The sequence below is a fragment of the Luteimonas mephitis DSM 12574 genome (assembly GCF_000422305.1).
In the GTDB taxonomy this organism is placed as follows: Bacteria; Pseudomonadota; Gammaproteobacteria; order Xanthomonadales; family Xanthomonadaceae; genus Luteimonas; species Luteimonas mephitis.
Window position 1 is genome coordinate 1 of record NZ_AULN01000020.1, and the last position, 25,933, is coordinate 25,933.

The 25,933-nt window shown below is 69.9% G+C and carries 25 protein-coding genes; 14 read left to right on the forward strand and 11 right to left on the reverse strand.

Annotated elements, in window-relative coordinates; translation table 11 throughout:
* A partial coding sequence (locus H570_RS0109760; protein WP_027080573.1) for a M14 family metallopeptidase occupies positions 1 to 1,467 on the reverse strand: 1,467 nt, incomplete at its 3' end.
* A gap of 183 nt (positions 1,468 to 1,650) precedes the next feature.
* Between H570_RS0109760 and H570_RS0109765 the strand changes: the two genes are divergently transcribed.
* The 3 genes from H570_RS0109765 to H570_RS0109775 all read left to right on the forward strand — a co-directional run bounded on the left by H570_RS0109765 (position 1,651) and on the right by H570_RS0109775 (position 4,615).
* Positions 1,651 to 2,283 carry a glutathione S-transferase family protein gene (locus H570_RS0109765; protein WP_036135911.1) on the forward strand — a complete coding sequence of 211 codons (633 nt, stop codon included), beginning with the start codon at positions 1,651 to 1,653 and terminating at the stop codon, positions 2,281 to 2,283.
* A 122-nt stretch (positions 2,284 to 2,405) separates the two neighbouring features.
* Positions 2,406 to 3,995, forward strand: a complete 1,590-nt coding sequence (locus H570_RS0109770; protein WP_036135887.1) for a POT-type proton-dependent oligopeptide transporter — start codon at positions 2,406 to 2,408, stop codon at positions 3,993 to 3,995.
* Positions 3,995 to 4,615 (forward strand): rhomboid family intramembrane serine protease, encoded by a 621-nt coding sequence (locus tag H570_RS0109775; RefSeq protein WP_036135889.1) that lies wholly within the window; start codon positions 3,995 to 3,997, stop codon positions 4,613 to 4,615. The genes H570_RS0109770 and H570_RS0109775 overlap by 1 nt, the downstream gene beginning before the upstream one ends.
* Before the next feature lie 24 nt (positions 4,616 to 4,639).
* Here H570_RS0109775 and H570_RS18210 read toward each other — a convergent pair whose 3' ends face one another.
* A complete protein-coding gene (locus H570_RS18210) occupies positions 4,640 to 4,837 on the reverse strand; it encodes a hypothetical protein (protein WP_027080577.1) in 198 nt (65 codons plus the stop codon).
* Between the two features lie 170 nt (positions 4,838 to 5,007).
* Positions 5,008 to 5,532: a hypothetical protein gene (locus H570_RS18920; RefSeq protein WP_156899937.1), complete on the reverse strand. Its 525-nt coding sequence runs from the start codon at positions 5,530 to 5,532 to the stop codon at positions 5,008 to 5,010.
* Here H570_RS18920 and H570_RS18925 point away from each other — a divergent pair.
* Positions 5,513 to 5,875: a hypothetical protein gene (locus H570_RS18925; protein ID WP_156899938.1), complete on the forward strand. Its 363-nt coding sequence runs from the start codon at positions 5,513 to 5,515 to the stop codon at positions 5,873 to 5,875. The genes H570_RS18920 and H570_RS18925 overlap by 20 nt on opposite strands.
* 19 nt (positions 5,876 to 5,894) lie before the next feature.
* Positions 5,895 to 6,182: a GNAT family N-acetyltransferase gene (locus tag H570_RS0109795; RefSeq protein WP_027080579.1), complete on the forward strand. Its 288-nt coding sequence runs from the start codon at positions 5,895 to 5,897 to the stop codon at positions 6,180 to 6,182.
* A gap of 105 nt (positions 6,183 to 6,287) precedes the next feature.
* Here the strand turns inward: H570_RS0109795 and H570_RS17125 are convergent, their stop codons facing one another.
* From H570_RS17125 to H570_RS0109810, 3 genes are read right to left on the reverse strand one after another with little or no spacing between them, the layout of a single operon-like run.
* Positions 6,288 to 7,337 (reverse strand): M23 family metallopeptidase, encoded by a 1,050-nt coding sequence (locus H570_RS17125; RefSeq protein WP_036135895.1) that lies wholly within the window; start codon positions 7,335 to 7,337, stop codon positions 6,288 to 6,290.
* Positions 7,337 to 7,678: a transcriptional regulator gene (locus H570_RS0109805; RefSeq protein ID WP_027080580.1), complete on the reverse strand. Its 342-nt coding sequence runs from the start codon at positions 7,676 to 7,678 to the stop codon at positions 7,337 to 7,339. Before H570_RS0109805 ends, H570_RS17125 begins: the two co-directional genes overlap by 1 nt.
* Positions 7,675 to 8,319, reverse strand: coding sequence for a hypothetical protein (locus tag H570_RS0109810; protein WP_027080581.1), 645 nt, complete (start codon positions 8,317 to 8,319; stop codon positions 7,675 to 7,677). The genes H570_RS0109805 and H570_RS0109810 overlap by 4 nt, the downstream gene beginning before the upstream one ends.
* A gap of 161 nt (positions 8,320 to 8,480) precedes the next feature.
* On the opposite strand from H570_RS0109810, the gene H570_RS0109815 reads away from it, so the two are divergent.
* From H570_RS0109815 to H570_RS0109850, 8 genes are all read left to right on the forward strand, one after another.
* Positions 8,481 to 9,206, forward strand: coding sequence for a pseudouridine synthase (locus H570_RS0109815; protein ID WP_036135899.1), 726 nt, complete (start codon positions 8,481 to 8,483; stop codon positions 9,204 to 9,206).
* Between the two features lie 440 nt (positions 9,207 to 9,646).
* Positions 9,647 to 9,856 carry a cold-shock protein gene (locus H570_RS0109820; protein ID WP_027080583.1) on the forward strand — a complete coding sequence of 70 codons (210 nt, stop codon included), beginning with the start codon at positions 9,647 to 9,649 and terminating at the stop codon, positions 9,854 to 9,856.
* A 189-nt stretch (positions 9,857 to 10,045) separates the two neighbouring features.
* Complete coding sequence (locus H570_RS0109825) at positions 10,046 to 10,870, forward strand: DUF3298 and DUF4163 domain-containing protein (RefSeq protein ID WP_027080584.1); 825 nt, start codon at positions 10,046 to 10,048, stop codon at positions 10,868 to 10,870.
* Between the two features lie 111 nt (positions 10,871 to 10,981).
* A complete protein-coding gene (cfa, locus tag H570_RS0109830) occupies positions 10,982 to 12,103 on the forward strand; it encodes a cyclopropane fatty acyl phospholipid synthase (protein ID WP_027080585.1) in 1,122 nt (373 codons plus the stop codon).
* Positions 12,104 to 12,185: 82 nt separating this feature from the next.
* The gene (locus H570_RS0109835) at positions 12,186 to 12,944 is read left to right on the forward strand and encodes an S-methyl-5'-thioinosine phosphorylase (RefSeq protein ID WP_027080586.1); all 759 of its coding nucleotides are present in this window, start codon (positions 12,186 to 12,188) and stop codon (positions 12,942 to 12,944) included.
* 97 nt (positions 12,945 to 13,041) lie between these two features.
* Entirely contained in the window at positions 13,042 to 13,248 is a 207-nt protein-coding gene (locus tag H570_RS0109840; protein ID WP_027080587.1) for a cold-shock protein, read from the forward strand.
* Positions 13,249 to 13,318: 70 nt separating this feature from the next.
* Positions 13,319 to 14,548: an FAD-dependent oxidoreductase gene (locus tag H570_RS0109845; protein WP_027080588.1), complete on the forward strand. Its 1,230-nt coding sequence runs from the start codon at positions 13,319 to 13,321 to the stop codon at positions 14,546 to 14,548.
* A gap of 40 nt (positions 14,549 to 14,588) precedes the next feature.
* Entirely contained in the window at positions 14,589 to 16,223 is a 1,635-nt protein-coding gene (locus H570_RS0109850; RefSeq protein WP_027080589.1) for an isovaleryl-CoA dehydrogenase, read from the forward strand.
* A gap of 25 nt (positions 16,224 to 16,248) precedes the next feature.
* Here the strand turns inward: H570_RS0109850 and H570_RS17130 are convergent, their stop codons facing one another.
* The 4 genes from H570_RS17130 to H570_RS0109870 are packed head-to-tail and all read right to left on the reverse strand — an operon-like array spanning position 16,249 to position 20,453.
* Positions 16,249 to 18,063 carry an ABC transporter transmembrane domain-containing protein gene (locus H570_RS17130; RefSeq protein WP_051176282.1) on the reverse strand — a complete coding sequence of 605 codons (1,815 nt, stop codon included), beginning with the start codon at positions 18,061 to 18,063 and terminating at the stop codon, positions 16,249 to 16,251.
* On the reverse strand, positions 18,063 to 18,653 hold the full coding sequence (locus tag H570_RS0109860) for an IMPACT family protein (RefSeq protein WP_027080590.1): 591 nt from the start codon (positions 18,651 to 18,653) through the stop codon (positions 18,063 to 18,065). The genes H570_RS17130 and H570_RS0109860 overlap by 1 nt, the downstream gene beginning before the upstream one ends.
* A gap of 10 nt (positions 18,654 to 18,663) precedes the next feature.
* A complete protein-coding gene (locus tag H570_RS19410) occupies positions 18,664 to 19,872 on the reverse strand; it encodes a hypothetical protein (RefSeq protein ID WP_027080591.1) in 1,209 nt (402 codons plus the stop codon).
* Positions 19,869 to 20,453 carry an RNA polymerase sigma factor gene (locus H570_RS0109870; RefSeq protein ID WP_036135902.1) on the reverse strand — a complete coding sequence of 195 codons (585 nt, stop codon included), beginning with the start codon at positions 20,451 to 20,453 and terminating at the stop codon, positions 19,869 to 19,871. The genes H570_RS19410 and H570_RS0109870 overlap by 4 nt, the downstream gene beginning before the upstream one ends.
* Positions 20,454 to 20,720: 267 nt before the next feature.
* On the opposite strand from H570_RS0109870, the gene H570_RS17135 reads away from it, so the two are divergent.
* Entirely contained in the window at positions 20,721 to 23,573 is a 2,853-nt protein-coding gene (locus H570_RS17135; RefSeq protein WP_245559589.1) for a sensor domain-containing diguanylate cyclase, read from the forward strand.
* Between the two features lie 640 nt (positions 23,574 to 24,213).
* On the opposite strand, the gene H570_RS17140 is transcribed toward H570_RS17135, so the two are convergent.
* Positions 24,214 to 25,932, reverse strand: coding sequence for a vWA domain-containing protein (locus H570_RS17140; protein WP_036135905.1), 1,719 nt, complete (start codon positions 25,930 to 25,932; stop codon positions 24,214 to 24,216).
* Position 25,933: the final 1 nt, after the last annotated feature.

Here is a 25,933-nt window from a genome sequence, read left to right on the forward strand (position 1 = left end):
CTTGGCCTGCGCGATCGGCACGAACAGCGCGCCAGCGGCGACGTCGCGCGATTCCGGCTTCCAGCTGCCAGTCACGTCGAGGCGCTGGTGGCCTTCGACCGACCTGGCGTCGAAGGTGGCTTCGGCAGCACGGAAGGCTTCGACTTCCGCGGCCGGCAGGGCTGCGTCCAGCCTGCGGAACTCGATGCCGTGCTGCGCCAGCTTCGCCCCGACCCACGCGGCGTGCGCGGCGGGTACGAGGTAGCCGGCCTTCGGTGCGACGATGCTGCGGCCGGGCACGATCTCGTCTCGCAGCGGCAGCTTCCACAGCTGCGGCGTGGCTTCGTCGTAACGGGTCATCAGCGCGCCGGAGATGTCCGACGGGGTGCGCGTGTAGGCATAGCCGAGGAAGTCGACGGTGCGGACCTTGCCGGTGGCCTTCCAGTCCAGCGGCACCGCGGTGCCGCCGAGCTTCGCCGCGCGTGCGTCGGCGGCGCGGGCATCGGCCAGCCAGTCGCTGCCATGCGCCGCGGTCTGTTCGAGCAGGGCGACGATGGTGTCGCGGGTGATCTTCACCCGCACCGGATACTCCTTCCACGAGTGGGTCTCGACCAGCATGCCGAAGCGGTTGCGCAGCTGGAAATAGCCGTGCGAGAAACGCGGCGGCGCGACGCCGTCGACGAAGCCGGACGCCGGGTTGTCTTCCTCGACGAACGACGGATAGAACGTCAGCGGATGCGCGCCCCGGGCGGCGACCGCATCGACGATCGCGCCGCGCAGCGCGAGGCCGTCGGCGCGCAACTGCGTGTCGCCGGCGTGCACCGGCTCGATCTGGTAGGACACGTCCTGGCGGAACTTGGCGCCGTCGGTGACGTGCAGGTCGACGTAGACGATCGGGTCCCAGGCATTCACCAGTGCCAGCATCGCCTGCATCTCGGGCGCGTCGGCCTTCACGTAGTCGCGGTTGAGGTTCAGGTTCTGCGCGGTGGTGCGCCAGCCCATCTCCTCGGGGCCGCGCTGGTTGGGGCGGTTCCAGCGGCCGAAGCGCTCGTGGCCGTCGACGTTGAACACCGGCACGAACAGCAGCACCTGGCGGTCGAGCGCGCCGGCCGCGGCTTCGCCTTCGAGCGCTTCGCGCAGGGCGAGGAAGCCGGCGTCCTTGCCGTCGGGCTCGCCGGCGTGGATGCCGCCCTGTACGAGCAGCACCGGGAAGCCTTTCGCACGCGCCTGCTCGGGCGTGAACGCACCGCTGCGGGTCGCCACCAGCGCTTTCATCGGGCGGCCCTCGGGGGTGGTGCCGAACTCGATGCAGCGCACGGCATCCGGATAGCGCTGCGCGAACTGCGCGCACAGCGCGATCACCTCGTCGTAGCGCCCGGTCTGGACGAAGCCGGAGCGTTCGGCCACCGTGGTCAGCGGGGCCTCCTGCGCGGGCGCGGCCATCGGCAGCAGCGCGGAGGCAAGGAGCAGGGGGGCGAAAGACGGCAGCAGGCGCATGTCGATACCAGGTGGGGCGGAACCCGGATAATGCCGCAACGCCGGCCTGCAGGCAGTGCCGGTTTCCACGGATCGCGTGGATCCGGCGGGGTTCGTGCGGCCGCGGGCCGCTTTTTGCCGGGGATGGCGGCGCCTCGCATAATGCGCGGGCCGCTTCCCCCGGAGCACATGCGCATGCACACGCTCTACTACTCGCCCGGTGCCGCCAGCATGGTGGTGCACTGGCTGCTGATCGAACTGGGCATCGCGCACGAACTGTCGCTGGTCGACTTCGAAACGCGTGCGCAGAAGTCTTCCGCCTATCTCGCGCTCAACCCCAAAGGCGTGGTGCCGACGCTGGTGATCGACGGCCAGCCGCACACCGAGGCCGCGGCGCTGCTGGTGCACCTGGCCGATACCCATCCGGCGGCGCGGCTTTCTCCGCCGGTCGACGCGCCGTTGCGCCTGGAATTCCTGCGCTGGATGTTCCACCTGGCCAACGAGCTGCAGCCACTGTTCCGGATGTGGTGGTACCCGCACGAGCCGGCGGGCGAGGGCCACGAGGAGGCGGTTCACGGCGCCACGCGCGCGCGCATCGAGGCCGAATGGTCGCTGATCGACGCCCACCTCGATGAGCACGGGCCGTACCTGCTCGGCGAGTCCCCCAGCGTCGCGGACTTCTACCTCGTGATGCTGATGCGCTGGTCGCGCAACATGCCGCGCCCGGCGACGGCGTGGCCACGGCTGGAGGCGTTGGCGGGCCGGATGAAGGCCTTGCCGTCGTTCCGGGCGCTGTATGCGCGCGAAGGGCTGGCGGAGTGGGCCTGAAGCGCTGATGCACACGGTTGCAAAGGGCCGGGGTCGGCCATTCGCCAAGGGTGGCCGGCGCGGCGTGGCCCGGGCATCGCCATCGGTTACGCTTGCCACCTGATCCTGACCAAGACTCCCGGATGACCACACCCGCCGCGGCCATAGACCGCACCGCGAAACTGCCCCGGCAGATCCCCTACATCATCGGCAACGAAGGCTGCGAGCGCTTCAGTTTCTACGGGATGCGCAACATCCTGGTGCCGTTCCTGGTCAGCAGCCTGCTGCTGGCCTACCTGCCCGAATCCGAGCGCGGCGGCGCGGCGAAGGACATCTTCCATACCTTCGTCATCGGCGTGTATTTCTTCCCGCTGCTGGGCGGCTGGATCTCCGACCGCTTCTTCGGCAAGTACAACACCGTGCTGTGGCTGTCGCTGGTGTACTGCGCGGGCCATGCCTGCCTGGCGCTGTTCGAAGACAGCCGCGCCGGCTTCTATACCGGACTGTTCCTGATCGCGCTGGGGTCGGGCGGCATCAAGCCGCTGGTGTCGGCGTTCGTGGGCGACCAGTTCGACCGCAGCAACAAGCACCTGGCCAAGGTGGTCTACGACGCGTTCTACTGGATCATCAACTTCGGCTCGTTCTTCGCGTCGCTGTTGATGCCGCTGTTCCTGCGCGAATACGGCCCCAGCGTGGCGTTCGGCATCCCCGGCGCGCTGATGTTCGTCGCCACGATCATTTTCTGGAGCGGCCGCAACAAGTACGTGCACGTGCCGCCCGCGCCGCCGGACCCGCACTCGTTCCTGCGCGTGGTGCGCACGGCGCTGTTCGCGCATGCGCCGGGGCAGGGCCGTGCCGGGCTGGTGGTGTTCGGCATCGGCGCGGTGCTGGCGGCAGGCGCGCTGGCGTGGCTGGTGCGCGACGACTTCGTGATCGCGGTGCTGCTGGCACTGGGCCTGCTGATGGCGGCCGGCGGGATCGGCGCCTCGATGCAGATCGACCGCGCCCGCGGCGTGCACCCGGCGCATGCGGTCGAAGGCGCGCGCGCGGTGCTGCGGATCCTGATCGTATTCGCGCTGGTAACGCCGTTCTGGTCGCTTTTCGACCAGAAGGCCTCGACCTGGGTGATCCAGGGCGGGGCGATGACGATGCCGCACGACCAGTGGTGGTGGCCGAGCTGGCTGGTGAAGGCACCGGCGCAGATGCAGGCATTGAACCCGCTGCTGGTGATGCTGCTGATCCCGTTCAACAACCTGGTGCTGTTCCCGGCGCTGCGGCGGATGGGGATGGAGATCACCTCGCTGCGGCGGATGGGCGCGGGCATTGCGTTCTCGGGCCTGGCGTGGATCGTCGCGGGCATGATCCAGCTGGCGATCGATGGCGGCGACGCGGTGTCGATCGCCTGGCAGATCGCGCCGTACGCGCTGCTGACCCTGGGCGAGGTCCTGGTCTCCGCGACCGGCCTCGAGTTCGCCTACAGCCAGGCGCCGCCGTCGATGAAGGGCGCGATCATGAGCTTCTGGATGCTGTCGGTGTCGTACGGCAACCTGTGGGTGCTGATCACCAATGCCGCGGTGCGCAACGAGGCGGTGACCACGCAGATCGCGGGAACCGGGATGACCGAGAACGCGTTCCTGATGTTCTTCTTCGCCGTGTTCGCGCTGCTCACCGCGCTGGTGTTCGCGCTGTACGCCAGGCGCTATCCGATGCAGGACAACTACCGGGCCGCCTGATGAACATCTCGATCACGATCATCATCGTCGCCGCCACTTGCCTGGTCTCGTGGCTGGCGTTCAACAACCGGCAATTGCTGGACCGCCTGATCCTGTGGCCGCCCGCGGTGGACCGGTTCAAGCAGTACGACCGGCTGGTCACGCACGGCTTCATCCATGCCGACCTCGGCCACCTGCTGTTCAACATGATCACGCTGTTCTTCTTCGGCCGGCCGGTCGAGCAGGTGTTCGTGGAGCGCATCGGCGCGCCCGGCTTCGTGCTGTTCTACCTGTCGGCGATCGTGGTCGCGATCCTGCCCACCTACCTCAAGCACCGCCGCGACGCGCAGTACCGCAGCCTGGGTGCGTCGGGCGCGGTGTCGGCGGTGCTGTTCGCCTTCATCCTGATGGCGCCGTGGACGGGAATCTACATCTTCTTCATCCCGATCCCGATCCCGGCGATCCTCTACGCGGTGTTCTACGTCGGCTACAGCATCTGGATGGACCGGCGCGGGACCGACAACGTCAACCACAGCGCCCACCTGTGGGGCGCGGGTTACGGCGTGCTGTTCGCGCTGGTCATGGAGCCGGGGCTGTTCCGGCACTTCCTTGCCGAACTCGCCAATCCGGCGTTCGGCTAGCGAGCAGCGCAGGCCGTGGCCGGATCAGGCTGCGGCGGTCTGGACCTGGATCGAGCCTGCCCGGGTGGCGACCTGCTCGGCGCCGCCGTACGCCTGCGCCAGGCGCCCGTAGATCATCGAATCGAGCTGGCTGTATTCGCAGTTGTCGGTCTCGCCGTTGCGGGCCAGTTCGAACAGCCGGGTGACGGCTTCGTGTTCCGCGTTCTCGCTGTGGTCGTACATGTCGGTCTCCTCTCTTGATCGAGAGAGGAAGCAGCAAGCGTGCCAAAGGCTTCGCGCGGCCCCGGCATCGGCGGCACGTGACGCAACGTGTCAGCTATCCGCGCAGCGGGCCGCTGAATGACATCCCAAGGCCGGACAGACGCGCTCACTTGGAGTGAATGGCCGCGATGCTATTGCTGTCGCCGCAAACCACCCCCAGGAAACGGAGGCGAAATGGCGACCACCCGCAAGGCAAGTCGGACCGTGAAGAAGGCCACCACGACCACGAAGAAATCCGCTACCGCGGGGCGCAAGCAGGCGCCTGCACGGAAAACGAGCGCGAAGCGCGCCACGGCCGCCAAGCCGGTCGCGTCCAGGCGCTTAACGAAGAAGGCCGCGACACGCAAGGCGCCTGCGAAGAAGGTCGCGGCGAAACGGCCGACGGCGAAAAAGGCGGTTGCGAAGAAGACCGCGGCCAGGAAACCGGCGTCGACGAAAGCCTCGTCGCGAAAGGCCGCGCCGACCAAGTTGGCGAAGAAAACCTCGGCCCGCAAGACCGCCGTGAAGAAGGCAGCCGGGCGGACCGCGGCGAAAAAGGTGGTCACGAAGAAAGCGCCCTCGCGCACGGCTGCAAAGAAGACTTCGGTGAAGAAGGCAGCCGCAAGCCCCGTGGCGAGGAAGGCCGCGAAGAAGGCGGTGGCGAAGACCGCGGGCAAGCAGGCATCCGGGCAGGGGAAAGACGCGAAGGCATCAGCGAATCCGGCACGCTCCAGGCCGGTCGGCAAGCGCGCGGCCAAGCCGCCTGCCGGCATCACCCCCGAGCAGGCGCTGGAGAACACCCGCAAGCTGCTCGAAGCCAAGCATGAGCAAGACCGCCAGACGCCGGTCTGGCAGCAGCTCGACGGCAGCCATGCCGCTGGCGTGCAGGGCGGCTACCAGTCCGACGAGGCCGCCGCGAAGGCCGCCGAACTGCATGCGGCCGAGAGCCGGCTCCAGGCGATCCAGGGCAGCATCGGTACCCAGGACCGCCACAACCAGGGCAAGCGCGATAATCGCTGAGTCCGCACGACAGGAGAGCATGGTGGAGTCCGAGGAAATCAGGCACGACAGCGAAGGCCGGCGCTTCACGACATCCCAGGAAGGCCATGAGGCTTTCGTGGAGTACGAGCGGGAAGGCGACGTGCTCGTCATCACCCATACGATCGTGCCCCCGGAGATCGGCGGCCGCGGCATCGCGGGGAAACTGGTGGAAGCCGCGCTGCAACATGCGCGGACCGAAGGCCTGAAAGTGCGGCCGGACTGCTCCTATGCCGCCGCCTACATGCGGCGCCACCCCGACTACGCGGACCTGCTCGCTCCGGCGTGACTGTCCAGCGGGCCGTCCGCGACCGCGATGCGTGGCGCGGATGAGCAGGGCGCATGGCGTCGTGGATCGCGGGGCCGTGTCTCGCGATGCCCCTGGATTGCGGGGCTAGTCCGAACCGGCCGGCGCCATCGGCGCGATGGTCTGCCCCTGTACCGGTTCGCCGCGTTCGACGGCCTTGCCATCGGCGGTGTAGTGCTCGAAGAACGCCGGCAGGCCGTCGCCTTCGCCGAACTCCGGCGCGTCCTGGAGGTGGAAGTGCAGGTGCGGCTCGCTGGTGTTGCCGCTGTTGCCGCAGCGGCCCAGTTCGTCGCCCGCGGCCACCTGCTGGCCGGCCTTCACCGCAACGCTGCCCTGTCGCATGTGGGCGAGCATCGCGTATTCGCCGTGGCCGAGATCGAGCATGACGTGGTTGCCGGCGACCGCTTCGGGATTGCGCGTGCCGATGGCCTGGTCCGGCAGCCCATCCACGGCTTCCAGCACCTTGGCGTCGGCCGGCGCGAGGATCGGCTGGTTCCAGCAGTAATAGTCCTCCAGCGCCTTGCCGTCGCCGCGGTGGCTGCTGCCGTCGACGCGCTTGACCAGGTCGTAGGCGAAGCGCTGGCCGCGCACGGCGGCGTGGTAGTTCCGGCTGATGTCGTGGCCGCCCCAGAACACGTACCAGGCGCCGTCGAACGGCAGGCGCAGGTGTGCCTTGGTCTGGTAGCCGAGGTGCGGCGAGGGCGCGGTTTCCGGCTGTGGGCGCACGAAGAAACCCTGCACCTTGCCGTCACCATCGACCGCCCACTGCATCACGATCGGCATCGGCACCTTGCTCCAGCGCGCGACGCGCAGGTAGATGCGCAGTCCCGACTGCTCGACCGCCTGCTCGTCCAGCACGGACTGCTCCTCGCCCAGCTCGCGCGCCAGCTGCGCGCGGAACTGCGCGAGCGCGCCGACATCGCCCAGCCCTTCGCGCATCGGCGCGGCCATGCGCGCCCAGACCGCCGCGGTGTCGCCGGCGAGGAACAGGCGCGAGAGCTCGCGTCCCTCGGGCATCCCGGGTTTCGCGGCGGCATCGGCCGCGGGCGTGGCTTGGGCGGCGGACTGCGCCGACGCGGCAAGCGGAAGTGCCGCGAGCGCCAGTGACAGCGCGGCGGCAAGGATCGGGTTCGACATCAGTCTTGCTCCTGGTTGGTGGGTGCACCGGAATCGATCAGCGCGGCGATCTGACGGCGGTAGCGCTGCAGCGCCTCGCGGCCGGTGTCGGTGATCGCCGCGCGGGTCAGCGGGCGCTTGCCGCGGAAGCTCTTGTGTATCGCCACCAGCCCGGCGGCCTCGAGCTTGGACAGATGGCTCGACAGGTTGCCCTTGCTGAGCCGGCAGACGGTTTCGAGGAAGCCGAACTCGACCAGCTCGGCCCCGCTGAGCACGGTGAGGATCGCCAGCCGCGCCGGCTCGTGGACCAGCCGGTCGACGGCGAGTACCGCGTCGATCGCGTCCTGGGTGCCGCTCTTCATGCTTCGGCACCCCGGCCGTGGCTGCGGTTCGACAGGCCGAGTTCGTCGCGCAGCCGCAGGTAGTCGCGGTGTTCGCGCCAGCCGGTGGTGATGGCGATGGCGGCATAGAGCGCGGCAAGCAGGATCCAGTACCAGGGGTAGTGGAGGCCGACGATCACCACTGCCGCCTGGCAGACCAGCAGCACGCCGACCAGGAAATCGCCGACCGACCAGAACCAGCGCGCCGCGACCAGCGGCATCGCCGCGACGATCGCGACGTAGGCGATGCCCGGCCACTGCCAGGCGCGGGCGCCGGCGGTCCACGCCACGCCGGCGATGATCAGCAGCGACATCGCCGCCAGGTACGCCACCATCCACAGGTGCATGCGGCGCTGCTTGCCGGAAAGCCGCTCGCGGGCGGCACCCGCGCGCTGGTAGTAGAAGGCGCGCAGCAGTTCCTTCGACAGCAGCCACAGCAGCGGCGCACCGGCCAGCGCGTAGCGCAGGGCAGGGGTCAGCTCGACGGTCGCACCGACCACGAACGTGGCCAGGCACAGCAGGCCGCCGATCACCAGGCTCAGCCCGCCGGCGCTGCGGGAGTAGCAGGCATATCGGCTGGTGTTCTCGGCGAGGCGGGACAGGGAGTCGGCGTCGGTTTGCATCTTGGCGGCTCGTTTGCTTGGTGCAAATAGGTTTGCATCACAAACTTTGCGTGTCAAGTGCTGCTGCGTGCGGGACAGGCGCAGGTAGCTCGAGCCGGGCAGGTCCGGCGCGCGTCGCGTGCCGTGGCGCGGCCAATCTGCGAGACTGCGCGCCCGCCGCCATGCCTATCCGGATGCGACTCAACAAGCACATCAGCGACACCGGGTTCTGCTCGCGCCGCGAGGCCGACCGGCTGATCGGCGAAGGCCGGGTCACGGTCAATGGCCAGCGCGCGCGGGTCGGCGCCGAGGTCGGCGAGGGCGACGAGGTCCGCCTCGACGGCCAGGCGCTGCGCGCGCGCAGCGCCGCCAAGGGGCAGCGCAGGCACGTCTACATCGCGCTGAACAAGCCCGTCGGCATCACCTGCACCACCGAATCGGCTGTGCGGGGCAACATCGTCGACTTCGTCGGCCACGAACAGCGGATCTTCCCGATCGGCCGCCTGGACAAGGATTCCGAGGGCCTGATCCTGCTGACCAGCAACGGCGACATCGTCAACGCCATCCTGCGCGCGGAAAACAAGCTGGAGAAGGAGTACCTGGTGGCGGTGAACCTGCCGGTCACCGAGGAATTCCTGCGCGGCATGGCCCGCGGCGTGCCAATCCACGGGCAGACCACGCTGCCGTGCAAGACGGGGAAGCTGGGCAAGTTCGGCTTCCGCGTCGTGCTGGTGCAGGGCCTGAACCGGCAGATCCGGCTGATGGCGGCGCACTTCAGGTACCGGGTCAAGCAGCTGGTGCGGGTGCGGATCGGCGGCGTGAAACTGGGGCGCCTGAAGCCCGGCCAGTGGCGCAACCTCACCGATGCCGAGCTGCACGGGCTGCTGCCGCAGCGGGAACAGTGGTAGCCGGGATCCGCGCGGCACCCCGCAGGAGCGGCCCATGGCCGCAAGCTTCTGTCGAAGAACCCAGCCCCGGTGGGCAATGACTCCCTGCCAGGCTCCTGCGCCCCCGGGCAGCGGCCGGAACTGTTCGCGCTGCCGTCCATGGCGCGACGGCCCGGGCTCCCGAATGCCCGGCCCGGCGATCCATGGCCGCGCGTTCGCGGGTGCGCCGATGCCTGCAGGCACCGGCCAAGCGCACCCGCTCACCCCATTCACACTTCTGGCGAAAAGTGCGGTAAGGTGCGCCCACTGTTCAAAGCCGGGATCACGGTACATCGTGGTTTCGATGCGGTAGATCTGCCGATCCGCTCCATCGCTTCGCGTTACCCCTTGCTGACACAGTCGCGGATCCGCCTGAAACGGACCGTGTAAACCTCAAAAACTGTTCCAAGGAGTAACACATCATGTCCGATCGTCAGACCGGTACCGTCAAGTGGTTCAACGACGCCAAGGGCTTCGGCTTCATCACCCCGGAAAGCGGCCAGGACCTGTTCGTCCATTTCCGCTCGATCCAGGGCAGCGGCTTCAAGTCGCTGCAGGAAGGCCAGAAGGTCTCGTTCAAGGTCGTGCAGGGCCAGAAGGGCCTGCAGGCCGACGAAGTGCAGGCCGAGTAAGCCAGCACCCGTCAGTCGCGACACCAGAGCCCCGGGCGGAAACGCCCGGGGCTTTTTTACATGCGCGCACGGAACCGTTGTCCCGGATCCGCGTGCGCAACCAGGGCGTCAAGCCCGGCATCACGCGCTGCCGCCTAGACTGCGCGCGTCCGGATCACCGGAATGCCATGAAACAGGGAGAGAACCACGATGAAGCGCCTGCCGACCTGCCTCCTGCTGCTGGGGCTCGCCGCCTGCCAGCGCGAAACCCCCGCACCGCCGGCGCAGCAGGCACCGGCATCAGCGCCCGCGGAACAGGCGCAGGCCGCGCCACCGGGGCCGGTCGAGCTGAAGGACGTCATCGAGCGCGATCCGCGCTACATCATCGGCATCAGCTATCCGCAGGGCATGGACAAGTACCCGGGGCTGGCGTCCGAACTGCAGCGCTACGCCGGGGCCGCGCGCGATGACCTGATGCAGGCCGTCGACGGCCTCGGCGGTGAGAAACCCACCGCGCCCTACGACCTCTCGCTGGCCTTCAACGTCCTGGCGGAAACGCCGCAGGTGGTGTCGGTGTCCGCTGCGGGCAGCAGCTACACCGGCGGCGCGCACGGCAATCCGCTGGTCGCCCGTTTCGTCTGGCTGCCGCAGCGCAACGAATTGCTGCAGGCCGGGAGCCTGATTGCCGACAAGGACGGCTGGCGCGCGATATCCGACGCGGTCCGCGAGCAGTTGCACGCATCGCTTTCGCAGCGCATCGACGCCGACGAGATCGAGCCGGCCGACCGCGCGCGCATGCTGAAGTCCGGGCTCAGGATGATCGACGAGGGTTCCGGCCCGGATGCAGTCAATTTCGGCCAGTTCGAACCGGTCCTCGATGCCGCCGGCCGCATCACCGCGCTGCGCTTCGTGTTCCCGCCCTACCAGGTGGGTCCGTACTCCGATGGCGTGCAGACGGCCGAAGTGCCCGCCAGCGTGCTGCTGCCGCACGTGGCGGAGGCCTATCGCGGCCTGCTTGCCGCGCCGGGGGCGTAGCGCGCCGGCACCACGGGGCGACAACGCAGCGTTGCCGCCACGTCGGTGACGCGGCGTTGGCGGCGGCGCTAATCTAGGTGCCATCCGCTTTCCGGAACGCCACCGAGAAGCATGTCCGCAGCGCATCCATTCCGCGATCGATTGCAGGCCCTGCTGGCCGATGCCGACATCCGCATCGACGGCGACCGACCCTGGGACATGCAGGTGCATGATTCCCGTTTGCCGGCGCGGCTGCTCGCCGGCGGTTCGCTCAGGCTCGGCGAGAGCTACATGGATGGCTGGTGGGATGCGACGTCGCTCGACGGCCTGCTGTTCCACATGCTCGACGCCCGCCTCGACGAGCGCAAGCACGGCCCGGCCGATATCCGCGAAGCGCTGCGCGCGCGCCTGTTCAACCTGCAGGCCGGGCGCCGCAGTTTCGAAGTCGGCGAGCGCCACTACGACCTTGGAAACGACCTCTACCACGCCATGCTCGGCAAGCGGCTGGTCTACAGCTGCGGCTACTGGCGGCAGGCCGGCAACCTCGACGACGCGCAGGAAGCCAAGCTCGACCTGATCTGCCGCAAGCTGGGCCTGCGCGAGGGCATGCGCGTGCTCGACATCGGCTGCGGCTGGGGCGAGGCGCTGAAGTTCGCCGCGCAGCGCTACGGCGTCTCTGGCGTGGGCGTCACCATCTCGCGGGAACAGGCTGCGTTCGCGCGCGAGCTGTGCGCGGGCCTGCCGATCGAGATCCGCGTGCAGGACTATCGCGAGCTGGACGAGCGCTTCGACCGGATCCTGTCGGTGGGCATGTTCGAGCACGTCGGCTTCCGCAACTACCGCCGCTTCTTCGAGGTCGCGCGGCAGTGCCTCGGCGACGACGGCCTGTTCCTGCTGCACTGCATCGGCAGCAACAAATCGGTCACCCACACCGATCCTTGGGTCGCGAAGTACATCTTCCCCAATTCGATGCTGCCTTCGGCGGCGCAGATCGCCACCGCGACCGAAGGGTTGTTCGTGACCGAGGACTGGCACAACTTCGGCACCGACTACGACCTCACCCTGCAGGCCTGGCGCGCGAACATAGAAGCGGCGTGGGGCGCACTGCCGGCCCGCTACGACGAACGCTTCCGCCGCATGTGGCGCTATTACCTGGCCGCGTCGATGGCCAGCTTCCGTGCCCGGCGGATCCAGCTGTGGCAGCTGGTGCTGTCGCCGCGCGGCGTGCCCGGCGGCTACATCGCACCGCGCTGAGCATCGCGCCCGGGAGCGCGTCTTTGCGTCGCGCCCCGCGATTCCGGATGATCGGCCCCTCCAGCCACGAACGATGAACCCCATGCCCCAGCCCGACATCGCGCTCGCCATCATCGGCGGCACCGGCCTGTACCAGTTCGAGGGCCTGCAGGACATCGAGACGCACCAGCCGGTGACGCGCTACGGCGCGCTGTCCGGGCCGGTGCGCTTGGGCACGCTGGCAGGCCGGCGCGTGGCGTTCATGGCGCGCCATGGGGAAGGACACTCGGTGCCGCCGCACAAGGTGAACTACCGCGCCAACCTCGCTGCGCTGCAGGCGCTCGGCGCGACCCGGGTGCTCGCGCTCAACACCGTCGGCGGGATCACCGAAGCGTTCGGCCCGCGCGTGCTGGCGTGTCCCGACCAGCTGATCGACTACACCTGGGGACGCATCTCGACGCTGTGCGAAGAGGAAGGCACCGAAGTGCTGCACGTCGATTTCGGCGAACCCTACACGCCGTCGCTGCGCGCACGGGTGCTCGAAGCGGCGCGTGCGGCGAACGTCGGCCTGGTCGACGGGGGCTGCTACGGCGCCACCCAGGGGCCGCGCCTGGAGACCCGCGCCGAGATCGCGCGCATGCGCCGCGACGGCTGCGACCTGGTCGGCATGACCGGCATGCCCGAGGCCGGGCTGGCGCGCGAACTTGGCCTGGACTATGCCTGCCTGGCCATCGTCGCCAACTGGGCGGCCGGCGCGGGACCGGTGGTCGACGAAGTGATCACGCTCGACGAGGTGCTCGCCAACGTCGCGGCGGCGTCGTCTGGGCTGCCGGCCCTCGTCACGGAAATGCTGTCCGGGTGATTGCAACCGCCGGGCTTGCTTTGCATACTCGCGACCGTGCGCCAGGGGACCGCAAGGGGGCGCACGCACACCGCATCCAGACGAGGTAGGGAGAGTCATGCAATACGGCACAGTGAAATGGTTCAACGACGCCAAGGGCTTCGGCTTCATCGCACCCGAGGACGGCAGCGCGGATGTTTTCGTGCACTTCTCGGCGATCGAGTCCAAGGGCTTCCGCAGCCTGCAGGAAGGCCAGCGCGTCAGCTACGAGGTCACGCAGGGCCCGAAGGGCGCACAGGCCGCAGGCGTGCAGCCGGTCGCCTGACCCACGCGCATCGCGACGCTTGAGCCCCGCCTCCAGGCGGGGCTTTTTCTTGTGCGGCACCACCTCGACGATGACACCACGACACGTTGCAATCGTTGGATACGGCACTGCGGGCCAGGCGGCGGCCGTGCTGTTGGCGCGAGACGGGCACCGCGTCGAGGTGTTCGAGCAGGCGCCGCAGCCCGGGCCGGTGGGAGCGGGCTTCCTGCTGCAGCCCACCGGCCTGCAGGTACTGTGGGCGATGGGCCTGCTGGATGCAGCGCTGGCGCATGGCGCGCCGGTGCGTCGCCTGTACGGCGAGACGCCCTGCGGGCGCGCGGTGATGGACATGCGCTATGCCGGCCTGGATGCACGGCTGTGCGGCCTGGGTATGCAGCGCGGCGCGTTGTTCTCCCTGCTGGCGCAGGCCTGGGACGGAATCGACTCGATGCACCGGGGCACGCGGATCATCGCGATCGACGATGACACGCGGCGCATCCGCGATGCGGACGGGCGCTGGCATGGTCCGTTCGACCTGGTCATCGCGGCGGACGGCTCCGGGTCGTGCCTGCGCCGGCACGTCGATGCCGGCGGGCTTGACCGGCCCTATCCCTGGGGCGCGCTGTGGTGCCTGGTGCCGCGCGGCGACTGGCCGTGGGAAGACGAACTTCGCCAGCGCTATGTCGCCGCGCGCCGGATGATCGGCCTGTTGCCGGTCGGCACGCGCCCGGGCGACGACACGCCGCGCCTGAGCTTCTTCTGGAGCCTGCGCAGCGACGATTTCGATGCCTGGCACGCGCGCGGGATGGCGGCGTGGATCGATGAGGTACGCTCGATCTGGCCCGAGGCGCTCGCCCGCCTGGGCGGAGTGGAAGAAAATTCGCTGGCGCGCGCCAGCTATCGCGACGCGGTGCCGCGCCGCTGGCATCGCGACCGCGTCGTGCTGATGGGTGACGCAGCGCACGCCATGAGCCCGCAGCTGGGGCAGGGCGTGAACATGGCCCTGATGGATGCGCTATCGCTGCGCGACGCATTGCGCGCGCATCCGGACATCGGCGCGGCGCTCGCCGCGTACGAGCACGCGCGTCGCCGCCACGTCCGCATCTACCAGTTCTGGAGCCGCTGGCTCACGCCGCTTTTCCAGTCCGACCGCGACCTCGTGGCCGCGCTGCGCGACATCGCATTCCTGCCGCTGGGACGGTTGCCGGGCGGTCGCGGCCACATGCTGCACGTGCTCAGGGGCACGCAGCGCGGAATGTTCGGGAAGGTCGGGCTGGAGGCTGCATTCGTCGACGCCCTTGCCGGCCACGCACGGCGATAACGGCGCCGCCGCGCGGATTGCGCCAGAATCGGCGCATCGCATGGAGGGCCCGGTCATGTCGCGTTTCCAGACCCACGCTGTCGACAACCAGCCGCCGGAGTTCGCGCCGCGCGACCTGTGGCAGGACGACATCGCCCTGCGCGAGGCGCTCGTGCGCGAAGGTGGCGATGCCCACGCAGGGCAGGTCGCGCGCTACGGCGCGTTGGCAGGTGGCGAGCTGCTTGCGCTGTCGTTCGACGCCCACCGCGACCGGCCGCGCCTGCGCAGCCACGACCGCTTCGGGCATCGCATCGACACCGTCGAGTTCCACCCGAACTATCACCGGATCATGGCCGCGGCCGTCGAACATGGCGTGGCCGGGCTGTCATGGGCGGACGCGTCGCCCGGCGCGCACGTCGCGCGCGCGGCGCTGTGCTACCTGCACAACCAGGCCGAGCCCGGTACCAGCTGCCCGCTGACGATGACCCACGCCGCGGTGCCGGTGCTGCGGCAGGCGCCGGGATTGCGCGAGTGGGCGGACAAGGTCGCTGCCTGCCGCTACGACCCGCGCGACGTCGCCATCGACGGCAAGCCCGGCGTGACCCTGGGCATGGGCATGACCGAGAAGCAGGGTGGCAGCGACGTGCGCGCCAACACCACGACGGCCACGCAGCTCGGCGACGGCGAGTACGCGCTGGTCGGGCACAAATGGTTCTTCTCGGCGCCGATGTCCGACGGCTTCCTGGTGCTGGCGCAGGCGCCGGGCGGCCTCAGTTGTTTCCTGCTGCCTCGACGCCTGCCGGACGGCGCAAAGAATGCCTTCGCGCTGATGCGCCTGAAGGACAAGCTCGGCGACTGGAGCAACGCGTCGGGCGAAGTCGAGTTCATGGAGGCGCGGGCGTGGCGCATCGGCGCCGAAGGGCGCGGCATCGCCACGATCCTGCAGATGGTGATGCTCACGCGCCTGGACTGCATGCTCGGCTCGGCCGCGCAGATGCGCATGGCGCTGGCGCAGGCGCTGCACCATGCGAGCCATCGCATGGCGTTCGGCAAGCGGCTCATCGAGCAGCCGCTGATGCGCAACGTACTGGCGGACCTGGCGATCGAATCCGAGGCCGCGCTGGCGCTGTCGATGCGGGTCGCGCGAGCGGTCGATGCATCGCCACGCGACCCGCGCGAGGCCGCCCTCGCGCGCATCGCCACCGCGATCGGCAAGTACTGGATCTGCAAGCGCGCGCCGGCCTTCGTCAACGAGGCGCAGGAATGCCTGGGTGGCGCGGGCTACATCGAGGAGTCGATCCTGCCGCGGCTGTACCGGCAGGCGCCGCTCAACTCGATCTGGGAGGGCAGCGGCAACATCCAGTGCCTCGACGTGCTGCGCGCGCTGGCGCGCGAGCCGGAATCCGCGGAGGCGCTGGTGGCGGAGCTGGATGCCGCTTCGTGCGAAGACCGGGACTACGACGCGGCGCTCCCCGCGCTGCGCGAATCTCTTCGGAGCACGGACGAAGCCGGCGCGCGCATGCTGGTCGAGCGCCTCGCCCTGGCGCTCCAGGCCGGCCTGCTGCTGCGGGCGAACAGTCCGCTGGCCGGGCTGTTCTGCCGCAGCCGCCTGGGCGGCGGGCACGGGCTGGCGCTGGGGACGCTGCCGGCGGACGCCGACTTCGCCATGCCGATCGCGCGCGCGTGGCCGATGTAGCGGCCGCTCCCACCGGGTGAAGCGCTCAGTCGAGGAACTGCAGCCGCGCCAGCTCCGCATACAGCCCGTCCTGGGCCAGCAGTTCGTCGTGCGTGCCCTGGGCAACGATGCGGCCGTGGTCCATGACCACGATCCGGTCGGCCTTGAGCACGGTGGCCAGCCGATGCGCGATCACCAGCGTGGTGCGGCCTTCCATCAGCCGCTCCAGCGCCTGCTGCACGGCGCGCTCGCTCTGCGCGTCCAGCGCCGAGGTGGCCTCGTCGAGCAGCAGCACCGGCGCGTCCTTGAGCAGCGCGCGGGCGATGGCGATGCGCTGCTGCTGGCCGCCGGACAGGCGTGCGCCGCGTTCACCGAGCTGCTCGTCGTAGCCGTTGGGCAGCACCGACAAGAACTCGTGCGCCTCGGCGGAGCGCGCCGCGGCTTCGAGTTCGGCATCGCTGGCTTCCAGCCGGCCGTAGCGGATGTTGTCGCGCGCGCTGCTGGCGAAGATCGCCGGCTGCTGCGGCACCAGGGCAATGGCACCGCGCAGCTGCGCCGGGTCGAGCGTGCGGATGTCCACGCCATCGACCTCGATGCGCCCGCTCTGCGGATCGTGGAAGCGCAGCAGCATCGTGAAGACGGTGCTCTTGCCGGCACCGGACGGGCCGACCAGGGCCACGGTCTCGCCCGGCGCGACCTGCAGGCTGAAGTTCTCGAGCGCAGGCGCATCGGGCCGCGAGGGGTAGTGGAACGTGACGTCGTCGAAGCGCAGCGCGCCGTGCACCGGGGACGGCAGCGATCGCGGCTGCGCCGGCGGGGCGATGACCGCGCGTTCGTCGAGCAGTTCGCCGATCCGGCCCATGCCGCCGGCGGCCTTCTGCAGTTCGTTCCAGGTTTCGGCGAGCGCGCCGACCGAGCCGCCGCCGAGCACCGCGTACAGCACGAACTGGCTGAGCGTGCCGACCGTGAGCCGGCCGTCGATCACGTCGTGCGCGCCCGACCACAGCACCAGCGTGACCGCGCCGAACACCAGCGAGATCGCCATCGCGGTGACCACGGCCTGCCAGCCGATGCGCCTGCGCGCGGTGGCCACCGACGCGGCGATGGCGGCGGCGAAGCGTCCGCGCTCGTAGGGCTCGCGCGCGTGCGCCTGCACGGTGGGAATCGCGCCGAGCGTTTCGGTGGCCAGCGAGTTGGCATCGGCCACGCGGTCCTGGCTCTGCCGCGAGATCTTCCCCAGCCGGCGTCCGCCCAGTACCAGCGGCAGCACGCACAGCGGGATGCCGATCAGCGTGTACATGGCCAGCCGCGGGCTGGTGGCCATCATCATCGCCAGGCTGCCGATCACCATCACCACGCTGCGCAGCGCCACCGAGACGGTCGAACCGACCACGCTGCGCAGCAGTTCGGTGTCGGCGGTGAGGCGCGAGACCAGTTCACCGCTGCGGTTGCGCTCGAAGAACGCCTGGTCGAGGCCGACCAGGTGCGAATACAGCCGCTCGCGCAGGTCGGCCACCACGCGTTCGCCCAGCAGCGAGACGAAGAAGAAGCGCGCCGCGGTGGCGATCGCCAGCGCCAGCGCGACCGCGAACACCAGCGCGAAGGTGGCGTTGATGTTGCCGTCGCCGGAAAAGCCGTGGTCGATCATCCGCCGCACCACCAGCGGCAGGCTCAGGGTGGCGCTGCTGGATGCGGCCAATGCGACCAACCACGCCACCAGCAGGCCCTTCTGGCGCATGACGAAGGGCCACAGCGCGCGCAGGCTGCCGAGACGGGGCTTCGGCTTGCCCGCCGCGTCCTGCCCTGCCTGGGAATGAGCCGTCGCGCCGGCGTCGGTATCGTGCTCTGGGATTTCAGCCATCAGCCATTGTCGTCGAAACGCACCCGATTACGGGTGGCGTCGCGCAGGCGCAGTTTCAAGGCATCGACGCTGTCCTCCGGCAGCCGCAGCGTGAGGCGGACGCCGTGGGGATCGAAGGTTTCGGCGAGTTTCTCGGCGGAAAAGGCCGCGAACGCCGCGTGGACGCTGCCCAGGTCCTCGAACGGCGCGTGCAGGGCGATATCGCGCATCGCGACCAGCGCCACGCGTTCGGCGAGCCGCAGGCACTCGGCTGCGGCACCGCCGTAGGCGCGGACCAGCCCGCCGGCGCCGAGCTTGATGCCGCCGAACCAGCGCGTGACCACGACCACCACCCGGTCGATGCCCTGGCCATCGATGGCGGCGAGGATCGGGCGTCCGGCGGTACCGGCCGGTTCGCCGTCGTCGTTGGAGCGGTAGTCCTCGCCGATGCGCCAGGCCCAGCAGTTGTGGGTGGCGTCCGCGACCGAGGCCGCGGCCAGTGCGTGCATGGCCTGTTCGGCGCTTTCGACCGGGAAGGCGTTGGCGACGAAGCGGCTGTGCCTGACCTCGATCGCATGCGTAGCGGGTGCTGCCAGCGTGTGCAGGCTCACGGGGGCCTGGTCACTGGTGCAGCAGCGCGCGCAGGTCTTCGGGCAAAGGGGCCTTCGGATAGCGGCGCTGGTATTCGCGCAGGCTGTCGCGCGCGGCGTCGGGCCTGCCTTCGGCAACGAGTTGGCGCACGCGCTGCAGCCAGGCCTGCCGGACCTGCGGCGAATCGACCGATGCCGGCGGCTGGTCGTCGAGCGGCTGGTCGCCGGCGTCGTCATCGACCTCATCGCGTTCCGCGCCGGATGCATCAGTGGGTGCGTTGGCGACATCGATGCGATCGAGCGTGCTGGCATCGGCGGCGGCCGTCGCGCTGGCCGGCCTCGCCGGTTGCGCCGTGGCACCGGACGCAACCTGCGCGGCGCGCGTGCGGCGTGCCGGTGGTTCCACCTGCATCGCCCGTTGCGCGCGCGCCGCCTGTTCCGCAGTCGCCGCGGCTGCCGCCCGGGACGCGCTGCCGGAGGCGGGCGCCTGGGGCACGACGATCGCCGCAGTTGCCGGGGCTGCCTGCGTGGCGGCCGCGGCGGACGGAGGAGGGACAGGCGCAGGCGGCGCGAGCTGCCGGATCTCCCGCGCCGGCGACGGAGTGTCCATCGGCGACGGCTCGTCGAAGACCACCGGCGGTTCCGCGGGAGCGGGCGCAGGCTTCGATGCGAATGCCTTCGGTGCGGCCTGCGCACCGGCTTCGGCCGGCGCTTCCGCGAAGCGTTCGGCTGCTGGAGCCGACTCGTGCCGCGCTGCCGGCGCAGCGGGCGGCGGCGGTGCGACGCTGCCGGCCGCGCGCGCAGCCTCGTCCTCCACCGGTGCCGGCAGCGCCACCGGCGCGGGGGCGGGCATTGCCTCATCGCCGCGATGCGGCGGTGGCACTTTGGCCGAAGCCGTTTCGGCAGGCACGCCCGTGGCCACGCGCGGCGCTTCGGAGTATTCGACATGGATGTCATCGACTGGCCGCAGCTGCCACGCCAGCCCGCCGACGATGACCAGGGTGGCGGCGGCGCCGAAGGCAACCGGCCAGCGCCGCTGCCTGCGTCGCGGCGTGGTCCGCGCGGCGGCGGCGGCCGAGGGCGCTTCGGCTGCGGCGCGGGCGGCCGCCAGGATGCGCGCATCGAGCGACGGTGACGGTTCGCCTTGCGGGCCGAGGCGGGACAGGCGCTGCGCCAGCGCGCGCTCCTCCGGCGTGAGCGCGTCGCGGCTTGTATCCGGGTGGCGGGATTCGGTGCTCATCCGGCGTCTCCCAGGCGCGCGCGCAGCTTGTCCATCGCGTAGCGCAGGCGCGACTTCACCGTTTCCCGGCCAACGCCGGTGATGGCACCGATCTCTTCCAGGGTCAGTTCCTGTTCCAGCCGCAGCATGATCACCTCGCGCTGCTCGTCGGGCAGTTCGTCGAGCGCCAGCTGCATGCCGCGACGCTGTTCGAACTCGGACAGCGTGCGTTCCGGAGTGTCGGGATCGGGGATGCGTGCGGTGCGTTCGTCGGCGTTCTCCGGCGCGGGCGGGCGGTACTGCTGGGCGCGCCAGTGGTCGGCGATGCGATTGTGGGCAATGCGGTAGAGCCAGCTGGCGAACGAAGCGTCCGGGGTCCAGCCGGCGCGCGCGGCAATCACGCGCTGCCAGATGTCCTGGAACAGGTCGTCGGCGAGCGCTCCGTCGCGCAGCTGGCCCAGCAGGAAGCGGTACAGGCGGGCGCGATGGCGTGCGTAGAGTTGCTCGAATGCGGCCATCCGCCCGGCCGCGTAGGCCAGCATCAGCGTCTCGTCGCTGGTGTCGTCGCTGGCATCGGCTTGCGGGGTGGCGACATCATTCATTGGCCGCAGGTTAAGCGTTGCCGCGACGCAGGAAAAGCCCGCGGCCGGGCGCGCCCCCGGCGGCACGCCCGGCCTGATCGCCACCATGCTCGCGTGGACACCGTTCATGCCCGAACCAAACGGCCATCGGCGCGCATCGGGGTTGCAGGTAATGGAAAAAACGCCCGTTATGTTCAATGATGGCGGCGGGGCAACAGTGGCTTGCGAAACTTGGCGCAGACAACGAGAACCACGGCGTCGGAAGATGGGGCTTCCGGCCTCGCCGAATTGCTGGTTGCAACGCTGCCGCCCGAATCCCGGCTCGCGGTGGCGTGGAGCGATGTCCGCATCGGCGGGGGGCTCTCGCACGCCGGCGCCGCGTCGCACGCCCTGATTGCCCGCGCCCGGGATTCGCTCGAGCATTTCCTGCCCGGCGGCCACGATGCCGAGATCGTCGATGCCTGGAGCGATGCCGGTACGCGCATGGCCCTGGCGGCCGACCTCTCGCAGCCGCTGCCGCCCGGCCTGCACGCGGCGTGGCTCGAACTCGCGCGCCGCACCATCGGCGCCACGCTCACCGCTGCGCAGGCGCAGTCGCGGATCGAATCGCTGCAGAAGTCCGAGCGCCTGCAGCAGGCGCTGTACGAGATCGCCGACCTGGCCGGCTCCGGGCTGGAAATGCAGGACATGCTCGGGCGGATCCACGAAGTCGTCGGCGGGCTGATGCCGGCCGAGAACTTCTACATCGTGCTGTACGACGATGTCCGCGAGACGCTGCGGTTCCTGTATTTCGCCGACCAGCGCGACCCCTACGTCGCCGAGCCCGACGAGGAACTGGGCCTGGACGCGATGGGCAACAGCCTGACGGTGGCCTTGCTGCGGCACGGCCAGCCGATGTTCGGGCCGTCGGCGCGGATCCGTGAAGCGCTCGACGTGCCGCACGACCCGAGCCACGGCCCGGACAGCGCCGACTGGCTCGGCGTGCCGATGCGGCGCGAGGGCCGCGTCAGCGGCGCCATCGTCGTGCAGAGCTACCTCCAGGCCGCGCGCTACACCCACGAGGACCGCACCCTGCTGGAATACGTGGCCCAGCACATCCTCACCGCGCTCGACCGCCGCCAGGCGCGCGAGCAGCTCGAGCGCCGCGTCGAGGAGCGCACCCGCGAACTGCAGCAGGCCAACATGATCCTGCAGACCGAAATCGTCGAGCGCCAGCGCGCCGAGAAGCTGCAGCGGGCGCTGTACCGGATCACCGAGCTGTCGGTCACCGCGGGCAGCCTGGAGCGCTTCTACGCCGATGTGCATTCGATCGTCGGCGAGCTGCTGTACGCGCGCAACTTCTACATCGCCCTGCTGTCAGGCGACGGCGAGCACATCGAGTTCCCGTACTCGGTCGACGAGCGCGACCGGAGCCGTGAATCCCGCCTCCTCGCCAAGGGCCTGACCGAGTACGTGCTGTCCACCGGCGAGCCGCTGCTGGCCGACCGCGCCACCATCGCCGACCTCGAGGCCAGCGGCACGGTGCGCAGTTTCGGCCCGCTGGCGCACTGCTGGCTCGGCGTGCCGCTCAAGCGCGAGGACATGGTGGTCGGCGTGATCGTGGTGCAGAGCTACACGTCCGAGGTGAGCTTCGAGGCGCGCGACCAGGCGCTGCTGACCTTCGTCGCCCACCACATCGACGGCGCGCTGGCGCGCAAGCGGGCGCAGGAGCACCTCAAGGCCGCGCACGCCGAACTGGAATTCCGCGTCGAGGCACGGACGCGCGAGCTGGAAAGCGCCAACCGCGAACTGCGCGCGCAGATCGGCGAGCGCGTGCGCGCCGAGCAGCAGCTCACCCACCTGGCGCGCCACGACGGCCTGACCGGGCTGCCCAACCGCGTCCTGCTGCTCGAACGGCTGGACGCCGCGATCGCGCGCATGGGCGACCCGCAGCGCGAGCGCTTCGTCGTGCTGTTCCTCGACCTGGACCGCTTCAAGCTGGTCAACGACAGCGCCGGGCACGCGGCCGGCGACGAGATGCTGGTCGAGGCCGGCCGCCGCATTTCCGCCACGCTCGGAGAGAAGACGCTGGTCGCCAGGCTGGGCGGCGACGAGTTCGCGGTGCTGGTCGAGGAGGTCGGCGACCACGCTGCCGCCGAGGCGCTGGCCGCGGCGCTGCTGGCGGAGCTGGGCAAGCCGATGTGGATCGCCGGCCGCGAGCTGTTTCCCTCGGCCAGCATCGGCATCGCGCTGTGGGAGCCGCGCTACCGCCAGGGCGAGGACATGCTGCGCGACGCCGACGCCGCGATGTACCGCGCCAAGGCCCATGGGCGCGACCGCAGCGCGCTGTTCGACGAGGAGATGCGCGCCGAGGCCACGCGCCTGCTGGACCTGGAGGCCGACCTGCGCCGAGCGATCCTCAACGACGCCTTCGAACCGCATTTCCAGCCCATCGTGCGGCTGGCCGATGGCGAAGTGGTGGGCCATGAGGCGCTGCTGCGCTGGAACCACGAACTGCACGGACCTCTGCCGCCGGGCGAGTTCATCGGCGTGGGCGAAGACAGCGGGCTGATCGAACAGGTCGACTGGCTGATGTACCGCCGCGTGTTCGACTGGATGACCCGGCACCACCGCGGCTATGTCTCGATCAACGTCTCGCCGCGCCACTTCCATTCCGAAACGTTCGCCGAGCGGCTGCTGCAGATGCTCGACGACGCCGGCGCCGATCCGCGCCGGCTGCGGATCGAAATCACCGAGGTCGCGCTGCTCGACGATGCGCCGCGCATCCTGCGCATGCTCAACGTGCTGCGGGGGCGTGGCGTGCTGGCGCTGCTGGACGATTTCGGCACCGGGTTCTCCGCGCTGTCGTACCTGCACCGGTTCCCGATCCAGGCGCTCAAGATCGACCAGAGCTTCGTCGCCGGCCTGGGCGGCGAAATGCACGCCGAAAGCCTGGCGCTGGTGCGCGCGATCCTTGCGCTCGCCGGGACGCTGGGCATCGATGCGATCGGCGAGGGCATCGAGACCGTCGAGCAGCGCGACATCCTGCGCCAGCTGGGCTGCGAATACGGGCAGGGATTCCTTTATGGAAAGCCGTCGCCTGAGCTGCGTGGCAGCGATGGTGATGATGCGGAGCGGGAGTCGTCCCGCAAGTCGCGCTAGGGGTATGCCATTCCGCGGCCGGCGCGCGAGCCAGAGCCGGGAAAGGCGTGGGCAACTACGCTCTCGATCGTCATTCCCGCCAACGCGGGGTTTTCAACAGACGACCGTCTGGTCACCTAGTGGCCTGGATTGCAAGCGATTGGAGTCCACGGCTGCGATGTTTGCGGTGTGACGATGATTGTTTTTGCCCTGGAGCGAGAGCGTTTCGCGCCGTGACGGCGCGAGCCACCTTTCTTTGCTTGTGCAAAGAAACGTGGCCCGAAGAAACACACCCCGCCTGCGCGCCCGGCGCTGCGCACCGGGTTCGCGGAGCCGGCGGGAATTTTCCGGGAGGGCATCCTGCCCTCGCGGAAAACGCCGCACATCCATGTGCGGCGCCCCTGCGGGGTTTGGCCAGCCGTCTCCGCCGCTTCGGAGGGGCCCCGGAGGTCAAGGGCGAAGAGCAAGGCAACAACAGAAGCAAACAAACCTTGGTAGGAGCGGCTTCAGCCGCGAGCTGTTCGGAAGGAACGCGGCGAGATCAAAAGCTCGCGGCTGAAGCCGCTACCGCAACCACAGTGCGTAAGTCGGGGCCATGCCCCGACACCGTGTTCCCCATCACTCGGCCCCCGGCCGGCGCACCCCTTCGCCCGCCGATTCGCTAGTCCGCCACCGCCGTCTCGCGTCGGTCGGCGTCGACAAGCGATTGCGCGGTTTCGACCAGGGCGACGAACTCCGCCCGCTGCGGATCGTTCCTGCGCACCTGGCGCGCACTGCGCAGGATGTCGACCCAGCCCCAGTCGCCGATGCGGCTGCCGCCGCGCAGCGCGTCGGCGTAGGCGGCGACGGTCGCGGCGAAGCGCAGGGTGTCGCTGGGCGTCGCCTGCAGCGAGGACCGCGCGATCGGCGTGGTGACCAGGCGGCTGTCGTCCTCGCCGGGGCGCTTGTAGCGCAGGCGCAGGTGCGCGACTTCTCCCGTGCGGTCCGCGCCCGCGGACGCGCCGGCCGGCGTCGAAGCAGCCCCGTAGCGCAGCGCCGGCAGCTGTTCGGCGCCGGAGCCGACCGGCGTGATCTCGTACAGCGCGGTGACTTCGTGCCCGGCGCCGATGTCGCCGGCGTCGACCCTGTCGTTGGCGAAGTCCTCGTTGCGCAGCACGCGGTTCTCGTAGCCGACCAGGCGGTATTCGGAGACGACGGCGGGGTTGAACTCGACCTGGATCTTCACGTCGCGGGCGATGGTCAGCAGCGTCGACCCCATTTCGCTGACCAGCACCTTGCGCGCCTCGGCGAGGCTGTCGATGTAGGCGTGGTTGCCGTCGCCAATGTCGGCCAGCTGCTCGGCCAGCGCGTCGTTGTAGTTGCCGCGGCCGAAGCCGAGGGTGGTCAGCGCGATGCCGGTCTTGCGCTGGTCGGCGACCAGCGTTTCCAGCGCGCCCTGGTCGACGGTGCCGACGTTGAAGTCGCCGTCGGTGGCGAGGATCACGCGGTTGACGCCGCCCTGGACGTAGCCCTGCCTCGCCATTGCATAGGCCAGCCGGATGCCGTCGCCACCGTTGGTGGAGCCGCCGGCTTCGAGCCGTTCGAGCGCCGCCAGGATCTCGCCGCTGCGGTTGCCGGGCGTCGGTGGCAGCACCAGCCCGGCGGAGCCGGCGTAGACGACGATGGAAACGTGGTCCTGCGGCCGCAGCTGGTTGACCAGCTGCTTCATCGACTGCTTCAGCAGCGGCAGCTTGTCCGGGGTGTTCATCGAGCCGGAGGTGTCGATCAGCAGCACCAGGTTGGCCGGCGGCAGGGTCGCCTTCGGCACGTCGTAACCCTTGATGCCGATCATCAGCAGCTGGCGCTTTGCGTTCCACGGCGCGGCGGCCAGTTCGGTGGTCACGCGGAAGGGCACGTCAGGCGAAACAGGCGCGGGATGGCCGTAGCGGAAGTAGTTGATCATCTCCTCGGCACGCACCGCGTCGGCAGGCGGGCGCGCGCCGTCGTTGAGCATCCGGCGCACGTTGGCATAGCTGCCGGTGTCGACATCGATGGAGAACGTCGAGACCGGCTGCTCGGTGGTGCGATGCACGGGATTGTCGTCGTGCGCGGCGTACTTCTCGGTGTTGGCCGGCTGCTGGTATCCGATCGGTGCCGGGGCGGGCGCCATGGCGTACGCATCCGCGGCCATCATGGGCGCGGCGTGGACGCGCCTCGCGGCCGACCGGGTGCGTTCGAGTGCGCGCACGGCCCTGGCCGCCTGCGCGGCTTCGGCCGCTGCCGCGGGTGGAGGCGGAACGAGCTGGCCGGTGGCGACGGAATCCTGTTCGTTGCCCACCGTGTTGCAGGCGGACAGGGCGAGCGTGCAGAGCAGGGCGGTGGCAAGGGCGTGGCGTTGCATG

Coding starts and splice junctions, on each gene's coding strand:
- H570_RS0109805 (WP_027080580.1), bottom strand. CDS start 7,678: ATGAAGAGCGGCACCCAGGACGCGATCGACGCGGTACTCGCCGTCGAC.
- cfa (WP_027080585.1), top strand. CDS start 10,982: ATGTCCGCAGCGCATCCATTCCGCGATCGATTGCAGGCCCTGCTGGCC.
- H570_RS0109770 (WP_036135887.1), top strand. CDS start 2,406: ATGACCACACCCGCCGCGGCCATAGACCGCACCGCGAAACTGCCCCGG.
- H570_RS0109765 (WP_036135911.1), top strand. CDS start 1,651: ATGCACACGCTCTACTACTCGCCCGGTGCCGCCAGCATGGTGGTGCAC.
- H570_RS0109815 (WP_036135899.1), top strand. CDS start 8,481: ATGCCTATCCGGATGCGACTCAACAAGCACATCAGCGACACCGGGTTC.
- H570_RS0109840 (WP_027080587.1), top strand. CDS start 13,042: ATGCAATACGGCACAGTGAAATGGTTCAACGACGCCAAGGGCTTCGGC.
- H570_RS0109775 (WP_036135889.1), top strand. CDS start 3,995: ATGAACATCTCGATCACGATCATCATCGTCGCCGCCACTTGCCTGGTC.
- H570_RS18210 (WP_027080577.1), bottom strand. CDS start 4,837: ATGTACGACCACAGCGAGAACGCGGAACACGAAGCCGTCACCCGGCTG.
- H570_RS17130 (WP_051176282.1), bottom strand. CDS start 18,063: ATGGCTGAAATCCCAGAGCACGATACCGACGCCGGCGCGACGGCTCAT.
- H570_RS17140 (WP_036135905.1), bottom strand. CDS start 25,932: ATGCAACGCCACGCCCTTGCCACCGCCCTGCTCTGCACGCTCGCCCTG.
- H570_RS0109835 (WP_027080586.1), top strand. CDS start 12,186: ATGCCCCAGCCCGACATCGCGCTCGCCATCATCGGCGGCACCGGCCTG.
- H570_RS17125 (WP_036135895.1), bottom strand. CDS start 7,337: ATGTCGAACCCGATCCTTGCCGCCGCGCTGTCACTGGCGCTCGCGGCA.
- H570_RS0109795 (WP_027080579.1), top strand. CDS start 5,895: ATGGTGGAGTCCGAGGAAATCAGGCACGACAGCGAAGGCCGGCGCTTC.
- H570_RS19410 (WP_027080591.1), bottom strand. CDS start 19,872: ATGAGCACCGAATCCCGCCACCCGGATACAAGCCGCGACGCGCTCACG.
- H570_RS0109820 (WP_027080583.1), top strand. CDS start 9,647: ATGTCCGATCGTCAGACCGGTACCGTCAAGTGGTTCAACGACGCCAAG.
- H570_RS0109850 (WP_027080589.1), top strand. CDS start 14,589: ATGGAGGGCCCGGTCATGTCGCGTTTCCAGACCCACGCTGTCGACAAC.
- H570_RS0109825 (WP_027080584.1), top strand. CDS start 10,046: ATGAAGCGCCTGCCGACCTGCCTCCTGCTGCTGGGGCTCGCCGCCTGC.
- H570_RS0109870 (WP_036135902.1), bottom strand. CDS start 20,453: ATGAATGATGTCGCCACCCCGCAAGCCGATGCCAGCGACGACACCAGC.
- H570_RS0109810 (WP_027080581.1), bottom strand. CDS start 8,319: ATGCAAACCGACGCCGACTCCCTGTCCCGCCTCGCCGAGAACACCAGC.
- H570_RS0109845 (WP_027080588.1), top strand. CDS start 13,319: ATGACACCACGACACGTTGCAATCGTTGGATACGGCACTGCGGGCCAG.